We start from the raw sequence: 12887 nt of genomic DNA, 5'->3' as shown, positions 1-12887 counted from the left end.
GATACAATAAACTTATCACTCGCGCTAAGTTTATTGTATCTTGAAAGTGATGTTTTTCGATTACCCTTTTAGGTTACATTAATCCTGTTCGGCTTCATTAAATAAAACAACTATTTAGTTAAAAATGGGGGAGCCGAAAACCGATTAGAGTAGGTATAAAATAAAACTTAACAATTATGAATTTAATAGTTCTTTATCCACAACCAATAGACGTAGAAAAATTTGAATCGGAGTATTCTGCTCACATTAAGTTATTTCATGAGAAAACAGGAATACCTAATGAGGTAAAACCTTATATAGTAACTAAATTTTTACAAGGACCAGAAGGTAATCCTCCTTTTTATCAGATGTTTACAATGCCATTTGATTCGCTAGAAGCATTAAATGGAGCAATGTCTTCAGAAGGAATGCAAGAAGTTGCAGCAGATGCAAATAGGATTTCAACGGGAGGCGCACCAACAATCTTAATTGGAAAATCAAGTTAAAAAACATATCGTAATTATTACAACCAGCTATTAACAAATAATAAAATTCTATAGAATAATTCGCGAAAAAATGCTAACTAAAACAATTTTTGGAAATATATGTTTTATGTAGTTGAGAAATTATACTAGTTGTGATTGGAATTATAATTGTATTATAAATTATACAATTGGGATGAGAAAAATAAAATTATAAACAGCTAATTTTTACAGTTTAATTAATCAAGAATTGATTAATACTTATTCTATTGAAAATCCACTGGCTCTAAAAAAAAAGCAATTTCTAGCAGTATCTAATAAACTGTGTAAGTTTAAAAAAAACTCAGGATTGAATTTCAGTCCTGAGTTTTTATTCTTTTCTTTATTATAATTCTCCCAACAACTTCTGAGCCATCTCATATTCTTCGGCAGCTTCAGGAATAGTTTTAAGGACACGTTTACAATCTTCAAACTTTTTTTGCTTCAAATAATTTAAAGCTTTGTACCAAGTGGCTTTTGTTGTAAAAGCTGAGCTTCCAGTGCTTATTTTTTCGAAAATTGCGTCAGCTTCACTATATTTATTTAGTTCTAGTAAGCTTATTCCTTTATACAATTGTATTTCAACATCATTAGGATGCTCATTAGATAGGGTAGTAAGTTGTTTTAAAGCTTCAATATAATTTTTAGAGTTAAATGCTTTTTCTGCTTTAGATTTAGTATTGTTAGAATCACCTCTGGCTACAATATCTAAATTATTATGGTTAGAAAAGTCACTGTATACAGGATTACCATTTTTAAAAACAAAAAAGCCAATTAAAAGAGCAATACTTGCAGCAACTAATAGTTTTTTATAGTTAAAAAGTGGAATAACTTTGGTTTCTTTTTTAGTTGTTTTTATATATTTTGAACCTAAATCATTCAAGGTCTGTCTTAATGCTTGTTCATCTTTTTCATTTTCAAATTTTGAGGATAAAGAAGAATTTAATGATTTGTAAATTTCAAACTCTTGTTTAAAATCTGCATCAGATTGTAGTCTTTTTTCAAAAGATGTTAACTCCTCTCCAACAAGTTCATTATTAAGGTAGTTATCAAACTCTATGTATCTTAATTCTTCCATTTTAGTAATCTTTTAGTTGTTGAAATTCATTTGAATTTTTCACTAGTTGGGTTAATTGCCCCATACATTGTGATTTCTTCTTACGAGCATAACCATAGGTTACACCTAATAATTCAGCAACTTCTTCCATCTTTTTTATTTTGAATGTAGCTTTTAATAATTCTTGACATTTTGCCCCTAATTCTTTAAACTTCGATTCAAAAAGCTGACTTTGTTGTTCAAATAATTCAGTTTCTTCAACTTGTTCTAAATGCTCGTCTTTAATAGATGCTTCATCTTCTAAAATTGTTACCCTATTATTTCCTCTTTTTTTAAGTTCGTTTAACCATCTTCTTTTGCATAGTAAATAGAAGTAGGCATCGAAAGGACAGGTAAGAATAAAGTTTTTCTCTTTTGCCTGATGATAAATAGTAACTAATGTTTCTTGAATAATGTCCTGTGCATCATCTGCATTCCCACTATTTTTTCTAACATAAGAAACTATTTTATGTGAATATTTCTCATAAACTTTAGAGAGTACTCTGCTGTCATTTTTAAGCAAGGCCTCTATATATATATGATCGGCGTGTGGTTTTTGACTCATTTAGGATTGTTAGATATAGCTAATTTAAAGTTTTTTTCAGAATAAGGGGTAACAATTTTTAAAGTGTGTTGATATGATTGTGTAAAACAAATTTAAAAACTATTAAAAACAACATATTATGAAAACACAAAATTTAAATATCACGAACTTAAAAAATAGTAGAGTAGTGAGAAACATTTTTAAAAGCGTATTAGGATTATCGTTAATAGCAACTGTTGCAAGTTGTGTTGAAGATCCAGACATTGAAGATACAAAACCACAAGCTGATGGAATTGCTTTAAATGATAGATTTCAAAATAATAGAATTGATGCTTTAGAAGAATTTACATTAGATGCTGCAACTGGTGGTATGATAACAGGATCACAAGGAACAAATGTAACTTTTCAACCAAATTCTTTTGGAATAAATGGTACACCCGTAACTGGACAGGTGATTATACAATTAATTGAAATTTATGATAAAGGTTCAATGGTATTAAATAATAGATCAACATTAGGAATGAGGGCTAATGGGGATAAAGAAGCATTAAAATCTGCCGGAGAGTTTTTTATAAACGCAATACAAGGAGCTAATGAGTTAGAATTATTAGAAATGGCTTCAGTTGAAAGTCGCCCAGTTGATTTTGCAGATTTAGATGGTGGAATGAAAATATTTAGAGGAGGTCCAGATAACGATTGTGATGGTATTGATGACGATTGTGATTGGGTAGAAGCTGATGAGGATAAAAATGGTGAACAAGATGACCCTCAAATTAGAGATGCGCAAGGTGCTGATGGTGCGTTTGCAACATATAATTATAATATTGGAACATTTGGTTGGACAAACCTTGATAGATGGTATAGTTATACAGGTGCAAAAACAGATATTTTTATTGATGTTCCTGCTGAATTTAACCAAGATAATTGTGCGGTTTATTTATCATATGATGGTGAAGCAACAGCATTAGCAAGAATGGATGTTTACAACACAAGTTTAGAAATGTTTACGGAACACTACGGATTAATTCCAGTTGGATTAGAAGTTCATATAATAATGGTTGCAGAAATAGATGGTGTTTTAAATTATGCAATTCAAGGAACAACAATTGTTGAAGATCATATAGAAGTAATAACAAGTTTAAGTCCCACAACGCAACCAGCATTAGAAATTTTAATTAACGGATTACCTTAAAATATTACAATTAGGGAACAGTTAATAAATAGGTTAATAACTGGGGGAAAGCTATCTGAAAAGATAGCTTTTTTATTTTTTAAAACTTTTTTCAGAATAAGGGGTAACAATTTTAAGTTGAGTTGATATATAAATGTAAAAACAAATTAAAAACAATTAAAAATAACATATTATGAAAACACAAAATTTAAATATCACGAACTTAAAAAATAGTAGAGTAGTGAGAAACATTTTAAAAAGCGTATTAGGATTATCAATTATTGCCTCTTTTGGGAGTTGTGTAGAAGATCCAGATATTGAAATTACAAAACCGCAAGCTGATGGAATTGCTTTAAATGATAGATTTGAAAATAACAGAGCTAATGCAATAGAAGAATTTATTTTAGATGCAACTACGGGAGGTGAAGTTATGGGGTCTCAAGGAACTAAGGTTACTTTTCCTGCAAATGCTTTTGGTATTTCTGGATCTCCGGTAACAGGAAATGTAACTATTCAATTAATTGAGATTTATGATAAAGGATCTATTGTTTTTAATAATAAATCAACACTTGGTGAGAGAATAAATGGAGATAAAGAAGCGTTAAAATCTGCCGGAGAATTTTTTATCAATGCAAAACAAGGTTCAAATGAATTGGATTTGTTAAAGCCTATGAAAGTTACAAGTAGAGAAATTGAACCTGCAAATGTAGATCCTGCAATGGGACTTTTTACAGCAGGTGAAGACTTAAATAATGAGGAAGATTGGGTTGAAAAAGAAGCTGAAGTAGAAGTAAGAGAAGGAAAAGGAGGAACTACAGGAGGAATATCTGTAACGTATAATTTTAATTTAGGGGATTTTGGATGGTCAAATTTAGATAGATGGTATAGTTTTACTGGTGCAAAAACTGAATTGTTTGTTGATGTTCCTGAAGGTTACAACGGAAATAATTGTGCAGTGTTTTTATACTATGATAATGAAGATACAGCAATAGCAAGAATGGATACTTGGAGCGAAACTGAAGAGATGTTTACAGAACATTATGGATTAATTCCTGTAGGATTAGAAGTTCATATTATTATGGTTGCAGAAATAGATGGTGTATTACATTTTGCAATACAAGGAACAACAATAGTAGATAATCATATAGAGGTTATATCAACATTAAACCCTACAACTCAGCCAGCATTAGAAAGTTTAATTAACGCATTACCTTAAAATATTACAATTGGTGAACAGTTAATAAATAGGTTAATAACTGTGGAAAGGCTATCTTTTTTAGATAGCCTTTTTTATGTGTAAATAAAAAAAATAAAAGCCGCCCATATTGGACGGCTTCTTTGGTATGTTTTTTGTATTAACATAATTTTAACATTTACCCGGTAGTCACTTTTTTTAATTGAATCTTCTCAATTCCACTCAATAAGATTCTTTTATACTAAAGCAATTGTTGGGTGAAACAATACTTATACATTATGAGAAAAAAACACCCAAAAGCAAATTTAGAGAATTACAGTAAGTTATTTGTACAATTAGGACTAGTATTGTCGTTATTTATTGTTTATCTGTTAATTCAGAACAAAACAATAGACAATGAAATTGCAATTCTTACAGGTAATGAAAGAGAATTAATTGATGAGTTAGATCAATTGGTTGAAATTAAAATTATAAAAAAAACACCTAAAACAAAACCGCTTAAAAAAGTTATTATTGATGTTATTGAACAGGTTAAAAATAACAAAGACATTGAAGAAACTATTTTTGATGCAGTTGATCCCGATGCTCCAGTAGATTTAACAAAACTAACAGATGTTAAAATTGAAGAAGATATAGATCTAAAAGATGCTATTTTTGATATGCTATTTTTGGAAGAAGCACCATTATTTCCTGGTTGTAAAGGAACCAAAGAAGAACTTAAAGCTTGTTTTTCAAAACAAATACATAAATTCATTAATAAAAAATTTAATGCTGGTTTAGCTGAAACGCTTGGCTTGTCTCCCGGAATTCAAAGAATTCATACCATGTTTAAAATTGATAAAAATGGAAATATTATTGATATACAAGCAAGAGCTCCTCATGTTAAATTAAAAGAAGAAGCGATTAGAGTTATTAATTTACTGCCAAAAATGGAACCAGGTAAACAACAAGGAAGACCTGTAAAAGTAAGATTCTCTATGCCAATAGTTTTTAAGGTTCAATAATAGAAATAATTGAATAAACGGTTGTAAATAAGCGGAGTTTTTTGTATCTTTAATAAGAAGGATATCTTGTAAGAATACTCAATTTTGCATAAAAATATTCTAAATTTCTTACATTATAAAAATGGCTGTTTAAAACAGTTTAATGTTTCTTTTTTGTTCAATTTAAATTGGTAGTTATGGAAGTTAAAAAATATCCAGACGCCGTTCTTGAAAATTATAGTAAAATTTTAACGCTTTTAGGTTTTGTGCTATCGTTGTTTATTATTTATGAATTTATACAGATTAAATCATATCCAAGACCAATAGAGGCATTATCGGCAACTGTTTTAAGTGAGGACGACTCCGAAGAATTGGTTGAAATTAAACCAGTTGAAGTTCAAAAAGCACAAGTTCCACAAGCTGTTACGCCTGATAAAATAATAAAAGTAGATGATCAAATCGATATTGAGGAAACAGTAATTGAAAGCACCGAAACAGATGAGTCTGAGGCGATTATTGTAGACTTAAACAAGGATATTGTAGCTGTAGAAGAAGAGGAAGAGGTGGTAGAAGATGTGCCTTTTGTTATTATTGAAGATGTTCCAGTGTATCCTGGTTGTACAGGAAATAAGCAACAGCTTAGAAGTTGTTTTTCTAATCAAATATCAAAATTTGTTTCCAAAAGATTTAACCCTAATTTAGCTAGTGATTTAGGATTAGCATCTGGAAGTATTCAAAGAATATTTGTAATGTTTAAAATAGACAGTAAAGGAAATGTAGTTGGCGTTAAAGCTAGAGCACCACATAAAAGATTGCAAGATGAAGCAATTAAAATTGTGAGCTCTTTACCAGTTATGACTCCAGGAAAACAGAGAGGCCGTCCGGTAACAGTATCTTATGGATTGCCAATTGTATTTAAAGTTGATTGATTAAAAAATCAAAAAATGGAATCCTGCGAAAGCAGGATTTTTTTGTGTATTGGCAGAAATTAAAAGTTTATATTTGTTACATCAATTTATTATTAAAAATTATGTGTGAAGTTAATGTTAATCAATTTTTAGAATCTACCTATCTTAAAACGCCTAAACAAGCAGGTATTACCCAAGAAGAAACAAAAAAAATAGTTGAAAAGCTTATTATTGAGGCAGTTAATAATAAATTTAAATTAGTAATGATTAGGCCTAACTATGTGTCAATGGCAAAAGAAATGGTTGATAGTTTAAATTCCTATACTTTAGTTGGAACAGTGATTGGTTTTCATGAAGGGACATATTCTACTAATGAAAAGCTAGAAGAAGCTAAAAAAGCTATTGAAGATAATGCAGATGAGTTAGATTTTGTTGCAAATTACGAAGCCTTTAAAGCTGGTAAAATTAATTTAGTGAAATCAGAAATATTTCAATGTACCAAAATTGTTTTAGATAATAATAAAGTTGCAAAATGGATTATTGAAATTGCTGCATTAACTAATGAAGAAATTGCAGGAATTACTCAATTGATAAGAAATGTTGTTTTAGATAATTTTGGTGAAGAAAAAGCAGCAAATGTTTTTGTGAAATCTTCTACAGGTTTTTTCAAAACTGAAAATAATAAACCAAATGGAGCAACATTTGAAGGGATGGAGATTATTATTGAAAACGCAAAGCCATTACCTACCAAAGCTGCCGGAGGAGTTAAAAACTTTAAAGATGCTTTAAAAATGGTTGAAATGGGAGTGAAGAGAATAGGAACTTCTTCTGCATTGGCAATAGCTGATGGAAATATTGCAAAAGATAGTTACTAATATGAGAAAATATTTTGCGCATGAAACAGCTGTAATTGACGATGGTAGTGAAATTGGAGATGGTACAAAAATATGGCACTTTAGTCATATAATGCCAAATTCAAAAATTGGAGAACGATGTAATATTGGACAAAACGTTGTGATTTCTCCTAATGTTATTTTGGGTGAAAATGTTAAAGTGCAAAATAATGTTTCTATTTATTCGGGAGTAATTTGTGAAGATGATGTATTTCTTGGCCCATCAATGGTATTTACAAATGTTATAAACCCTAGAAGTGCTATTATTAGAAAAGACGAATATAAAATAACATTGGTAAAAAAAGGTGCTAGTATCGGTGCTAATGCAACAATAGTATGTGGTAATAATATTGGGGAATATGCATTTATTGGAGCTGGAGCAGTAGTTACAAAAGAAGTGTTGCCTTATGCTTTAGTTGTTGGGAATCCATCCAAACAAATAGGATGGATTAGCGAGTATGGTCATAGATTGGAGTTTGATTTAGAAGGTAAAGCAACTTGCTCAGAAAGTAGAGAAGTGTATGAATTAAAGAATAATACAGTTACCAAAATTTCATAAATTTAAATTTAAGAAAAAGCTATATTAATTACCTATGTTTATAAGTTAACTTGTTGCGTTAAAGTATTCTCTATCTATACTTTCTCTATGATCTGGATGTGCTATTTCAATAAGTGCTGCAACACGTTGTTTTATTGTTTTTCCAAATAAATTAACAACTCCATATTCGGTCGCAATGTAATGTACATGTGCTCTTGTTGTAACTACACCTGCCCCAGTATTTAAAAATGGTACTATTCTGCTTATTCCATTTTTTGTAGTAGAAGGTATTGCAATAATTGCTTTTCCGCCTTCACTTAAACTTGCACCTCTAATAAAATCCATTTGTCCACCTACTCCTGAATACATTCTAGTTCCTATTGAATCTGCACAAACTTGGCCAGATAAATCTATTTGTATGGCTGAATTTATTGCTACCATTCTTGGATTTTGACAAATATTTGCAACATTGTTTACGTAATCACAAGATCTTGCTTCAACAAAAGGGTTATCATCTACATAATCATAAAGGCGTTTAGTTCCTGCCAAAAAAGTAGTTAATGCTCTTCCAGCTCCAATTCCTTTATGATTTCCATTTATAACATCTTTCAAAATTAAATCAATAACACCATCTGAAAACATTTCGGTATGAAGACCTAAATCTTTATGATTTCCTAATTTAGATAAAACGGCATTCGGAATACTTCCAATTCCCATTTGTAAAGTGCTTTTATCTTCAATTAATTCAGCAATTAAATCACCAATTTTATTTTCAATTTCAGTAGGGGCAGGAATAATAAATTCGTGAATAGGAGTATTTACTTCTACAAATGTATCTAGTTCAGAAATATGAATAATTCCTTCTCCATGAACACGTGGCATATGATTATTAATTTGGGCAATAACATGCTTTGCATTGTCTATTGCTGCTAAAGTTGCTTCAACTGAAACTCCTAAAGAGCAATATCCATGTTTATCTGGCGGTGAAACTTGTATTAAAGCTACATTAACGGGTAAAATATTTCTTTTAAATAATAAGGGAACCTCGCTTAAAAATACAGGAGTATATGAGCCATTACCCGCTTTTAATGTGTGACGTACATTTTTCCCTATAAAAAAAGAGTTTACATGAAAGCTATCTCTATATTTAGGATTGGCATAAGGTGCTTCTCCCTCTATATGAAGGTGGCAAACTTCAACATTTCTAAGTTCCTCATGTCTTGCGGACATTGCATGGATTAATTCTTGTGGAGCAGCGGCAGCAGCATGGATATATACGCGGTCATTTGATTTAATGACTTTTACAGCTTCTTCGGCAGATATTGATTTATACATAATATGAAATTGAATAGTATTTCATAAAAATAGTAAGAATATAGTAATTAGCAACTATTAAATTTTGCGTCAGTTAAACTATATGCAATATTCTTATATTTCACTAGTGTAATGATTATTTTATTTTTTTGATTTACCTTTGCACAATTAATAAATTTTAGGATGATTCGAATTAAAACACTTGAAGAAATTGAATTAATGCGCGAGAGTGCATTAATAGTATCTAAAACTTTAGGATTATTAGCAAAAGAAGTAAAACCTGGAGTATCTACATTGTATCTGGATAAGCTTGCTGAAGAGTTTATTCGTGATAATGGTGCAATCCCTGGATTTTTAGGATTGTATGATTTTCCAAATACTCTTTGTATGAGTCCAAATGCTCAAGTTGTACACGGAATACCTAATGATAAGCCAATGGAAGATGGAGACGTTATTTCAATAGATTGTGGTGCTTTAAAAAACGGTTTTTATGGTGATCACGCATATACTTTTGAAGTAGGTGAGGTAGCTGAAGAAACTAAAAAATTACTGCAAACAACGAAAGAAAGTTTGTACGAAGGAATTAGACAATTTAAAGCAGGAAATAGAGTAGGAGATGTTGGTTTTGCAATTCAAAATTATTGCGAAAAAAGAGGGTACGGTATTGTTCGTGAATTAGTAGGGCATGGTTTAGGAAAAGAAATGCACGAAGGACCAGAAATGCCAAATTATGGTAAAAGAGGTAGAGGTAAAAAGTTTGTTGAAGGCTTAGTTGTTGCAATTGAACCTATGGTGAATTTGGGAACTCATAAAATTAACCAATTAAATGATGGTTGGACTATTTTAACAAGAGATAACAAACCAAGCGCACATTTTGAGCACGATGTAGCTATAGTAAATGGTAAACCTGAATTATTATCTACTTTTAAATATGTATACGAAGCGTTGGGAATTGTTAGTGAAGAGGAAGACGAATTTAGGCAAATACCTTTAGTATTGTAAAATGCTAAATAAATTGTTTAAGTTTTTTTTAAATGCGGTACCACGCCCAATATTAATTAAGGTTAGTTATTGGGTTTCTCCAATTATTGCCTTCTATTATAGAGGTTCTAGGTATACAGATCCTATTGATGAAAGAAGTTTTAGGAAATTTTTACCATACGGTTACGGTGAACAGCGTCCCAATGTGCTTTCTCCTAGTACGCTGTCTTTAGAAAGACATAGACTAATTTGGCTATATCTAAAAGAGAAAACAAATTTTTTTACTGAACCAAAAAAGGTGTTGCATATTGCTCCTGAACAGTGTTTTTTAAAACTATTTAAAAATCAAGAGAATTTAGATTATTTAACTGCCGATTTATACTCTCCAATTGCAGATGTTAAAGCTGATATTTGTGATTTGCCTTTTGAAGATAATTCTTTTGATGTTGTTTTTTGCAATCATGTGTTAGAACATATTGAAGATGATAAAAAAGCAATGAGTGAATTATATAGGGTTTTAAAACCTGGAGGTATGGGGATTTTTCAAATACCACAAGATTTGGAAAGGGATGTTACTTATGAAGATTTTTCAATTACTGAACCTAATGAAAGAAGTAAACACTTTGGGCAATATGACCATGTAAGAGTTTACGGAAAAGATTATTTTAATAGATTGAGAAATGTTGGGTTTTCTGTTGATGAGGTTGATTATTCTTCTGAAATATCTTCAGAATTAATTACAAAATATTGCCTTGTGAAAGGTGAGATTTTACCAGTCTGTACTAAAAGTTAATTATCAAAATTATCAGATTTTATAGTTTGTATTTTTCCATTCTTGTCTGCATGAATTAAAAAAGCTTTTAATTCACTGTGTTTCTTTAAGAATTCTATAGTTTTTTCTAATCCCATTGCCATAAAAGCAGTTGCATAGCCATCAACATCAGCACAGTCTGATTTTGATATTACAGAAGCGCTTAATAAGTTACTTTCAGTGGCAAAACCAGTTTTAGCATTAATTGTATGCACATATTTTTGTCCATTTTCTAAACTTCTAAATTTTCTATAATTTCCAGAAGTAGCAATAGATTCATTTTTTAAATGAATAGTAGTTGCATAAGATCTAGTTCCATCAAAATTTGGGTTTTCTATGGCAATTGTCCAATTAACTCCTTTTTGATTTACTCCTCGAGCTCTTATTTCTCCTCCAATTTCAACCATATAGTTTTTAATACCATTTCTTTCAAATAATCTTCCAACTGCATCAACCAATGCACCTTTAGCTATGGCGTTAAAATCAAAATAAATTTCAGGATATAGTTTTTTAACTTTATTGTTTTTTAATTCAACTTTATTAAAACCTACATATTTTAATAACTCCTTAACTTTTAAAGAATCTAATTTTTCAATTTGTTTTCCAGGTCCAAAACCCCAAGCATTTACTAAAACCCCAACGGTTGGGTCAAAATCTCCTTCAGTTTCATTATATATTCTTTCTGATTTTTTAAAAACTTCTTGAAAAATGGCATCAACTATAACGGTAGAATCACCTTTGTTTATTTTTGAAATATCTGAGGTAGGAATATAGGTTGATGCAGATTTATTAAAAGCATGTATTAAACTATCTATTTCAAAACTATAATTTTTATTATTGGTATCTAAAAACTTAATTGAATATGTTGTTCCAATTGCATTCCCCTGAATACTATTTAATTCATTTTGAGCATTTGAACATGAAATTAGAACTAAAAAGCTAAAAATAAGTAAGTAATTTTTCATTTATAAAAAGAATTTTTTTAAGGTTTCAAAGGTATAATATAAATTTTTCTTAAAATGCTCTTAAAATGCAAAATATATGTTAGAATTTATCTCCTTTTTTTATAACTTTACGTTTTAAATCAGATAGTAAATATTATGAAAAAAAGTTTTGTATTGGTATTAGTAGTATCAGTTGTGTTGAGTTCATGTGTTTCTCAAAAAAAATACACGGAATTAGAAGGGAATTATAATTCGAAAAACAAAGAATTGGTTGATGTAAAAGCTGATTTAATGAAATGTCGAATTGAAAGTGAAAGTAGAGTTTCTGCTTTGGAAGAACAGGTTGATGGCCTTAAAAAGGACAAAGAGAATACATTACAGTATGTTGATAATTTAACTGTATTATCTAAGTCTGCTTCAGATAATATTAAAGAAACATTAGCTCAAATGGGTAAAAAGGATGAGTACATTCAACATATCCAAAAAGCTATGACTCGTAAAGATTCAATAAACTTAGCTTTAGGTTTCCAATTAAAAAGCGTGTTAAAAGATGGATTTAACGATCAAGATATTCAAGTTGACGTTGAAAAAACTGTTGTTTACATTTCTATTGCTGATAAATTATTATTTAAAAGTGGAAGTGCAACAATTTCTTCTGATGCAAAAAGAGTATTAGGAAAAGTTGCTGACGTAATTTCTGCTCAAGAAAATTTAGAAGTTATGGTTGAAGGTTATACAGATAACAAACCAATTAGTACTGCAGGTATTAAAGATAACTGGGATTTAAGTGTAAAACGTTCAACTTCTGTAATTAGAGTTCTTCAAAAAGATTTCAATATTGCTCCTGAGCGTTTAATTGCTGCAGGTAGAAGTGAGTACAAACCATTAGAATCTAATGATACTGTTGATGGTAGAGCTAGAAATAGAAGAACTAGAATAGTTTTAATGCCTCAATTAGAACAATTTTTTGATCTTTTAGAACAAAAAGTAAAATAAGAATTTAATTATT

Annotated in this window: 14 protein-coding genes; 10 read left to right on the top strand and 4 right to left on the bottom strand. The window is 30.1% G+C overall.

Annotated elements, in window-relative coordinates:
* The first annotated feature begins 176 nt into the window (after nucleotides 1-176).
* Nucleotides 177-485 (top strand): EthD family reductase, encoded by a 309-nt coding sequence (locus tag DAD81_RS03605; RefSeq protein ID WP_111706874.1) that lies wholly within the window; start codon nucleotides 177-179, stop codon nucleotides 483-485.
* A gap of 361 nt (nucleotides 486-846) precedes the next feature.
* Here DAD81_RS03605 and DAD81_RS03600 read toward each other — a convergent pair whose 3' ends face one another.
* A complete protein-coding gene (locus DAD81_RS03600) occupies nucleotides 847-1578 on the bottom strand; it encodes a tetratricopeptide repeat protein (RefSeq protein ID WP_111706873.1) in 732 nt (243 codons plus the stop codon).
* 1 nt (nucleotide 1579) lies between these two features.
* Nucleotides 1580-2161 carry an RNA polymerase sigma factor gene (locus DAD81_RS03595; protein WP_111706872.1) on the bottom strand — a complete coding sequence of 194 codons (582 nt, stop codon included), beginning with the start codon at nucleotides 2159-2161 and terminating at the stop codon, nucleotides 1580-1582.
* Nucleotides 2162-2279: 118 nt separating this feature from the next.
* Between DAD81_RS03595 and DAD81_RS03590 the strand changes: the two genes are divergently transcribed.
* From DAD81_RS03590 to DAD81_RS03565, 6 genes are all read left to right on the top strand, one after another.
* A complete protein-coding gene (locus DAD81_RS03590) occupies nucleotides 2280-3332 on the top strand; it encodes a hypothetical protein (protein ID WP_111706871.1) in 1053 nt (350 codons plus the stop codon).
* 172 nt (nucleotides 3333-3504) lie between these two features.
* Nucleotides 3505-4527, top strand: coding sequence for a hypothetical protein (locus DAD81_RS03585; protein WP_111706870.1), 1023 nt, complete (start codon nucleotides 3505-3507; stop codon nucleotides 4525-4527).
* Between the two features lie 257 nt (nucleotides 4528-4784).
* Entirely contained in the window at nucleotides 4785-5510 is a 726-nt protein-coding gene (locus DAD81_RS03580) for an energy transducer TonB (protein WP_111706869.1), read from the top strand.
* A 176-nt stretch (nucleotides 5511-5686) separates the two neighbouring features.
* Nucleotides 5687-6418 carry an energy transducer TonB gene (locus DAD81_RS03575; RefSeq protein WP_111706868.1) on the top strand — a complete coding sequence of 244 codons (732 nt, stop codon included), beginning with the start codon at nucleotides 5687-5689 and terminating at the stop codon, nucleotides 6416-6418.
* A gap of 101 nt (nucleotides 6419-6519) precedes the next feature.
* A complete protein-coding gene (deoC, locus tag DAD81_RS03570) occupies nucleotides 6520-7272 on the top strand; it encodes a deoxyribose-phosphate aldolase (protein WP_111706867.1) in 753 nt (250 codons plus the stop codon).
* A gap of 1 nt (nucleotide 7273) precedes the next feature.
* Complete coding sequence (locus DAD81_RS03565) at nucleotides 7274-7849, top strand: acyltransferase (RefSeq protein WP_111706866.1); 576 nt, start codon at nucleotides 7274-7276, stop codon at nucleotides 7847-7849.
* A gap of 45 nt (nucleotides 7850-7894) precedes the next feature.
* Here the strand turns inward: DAD81_RS03565 and DAD81_RS03560 are convergent, their stop codons facing one another.
* On the bottom strand, nucleotides 7895-9163 hold the full coding sequence (locus DAD81_RS03560; RefSeq protein WP_111706865.1) for an acetyl-CoA hydrolase/transferase family protein: 1269 nt from the start codon (nucleotides 9161-9163) through the stop codon (nucleotides 7895-7897).
* A gap of 162 nt (nucleotides 9164-9325) precedes the next feature.
* Between DAD81_RS03560 and map the strand changes: the two genes are divergently transcribed.
* Together map and DAD81_RS03550 are read left to right on the top strand one after the other, a co-directional pair.
* Entirely contained in the window at nucleotides 9326-10144 is an 819-nt protein-coding gene (map, locus tag DAD81_RS03555) for a type I methionyl aminopeptidase (protein ID WP_111706864.1), read from the top strand.
* Nucleotide 10145: 1 nt separating this feature from the next.
* A complete protein-coding gene (locus DAD81_RS03550; protein WP_111706863.1) occupies nucleotides 10146-10916 on the top strand; it encodes a class I SAM-dependent methyltransferase in 771 nt (256 codons plus the stop codon).
* Here DAD81_RS03550 and DAD81_RS03545 read toward each other — a convergent pair.
* Entirely contained in the window at nucleotides 10913-11899 is a 987-nt protein-coding gene (locus DAD81_RS03545) for an FAD:protein FMN transferase (RefSeq protein ID WP_111706862.1), read from the bottom strand. The two genes, DAD81_RS03550 and DAD81_RS03545, sit on opposite strands and share 4 nt — an antisense overlap.
* 135 nt (nucleotides 11900-12034) lie before the next feature.
* Between DAD81_RS03545 and DAD81_RS03540 the strand changes: the two genes are divergently transcribed.
* Nucleotides 12035-12874: an OmpA/MotB family protein gene (locus DAD81_RS03540; protein WP_111706861.1), complete on the top strand. Its 840-nt coding sequence runs from the start codon at nucleotides 12035-12037 to the stop codon at nucleotides 12872-12874.
* Nucleotides 12875-12887 lie beyond the last annotated feature (13 nt).

The organism is Lutibacter citreus (assembly GCF_003260195.1).
Lineage (GTDB): Bacteria > Bacteroidota > Bacteroidia > Flavobacteriales > Flavobacteriaceae > Lutibacter > Lutibacter citreus.
The sequence above is the reverse complement of the archived record's forward strand: the minus strand, read 5'-3'. Positions and strand labels throughout refer to the sequence as shown.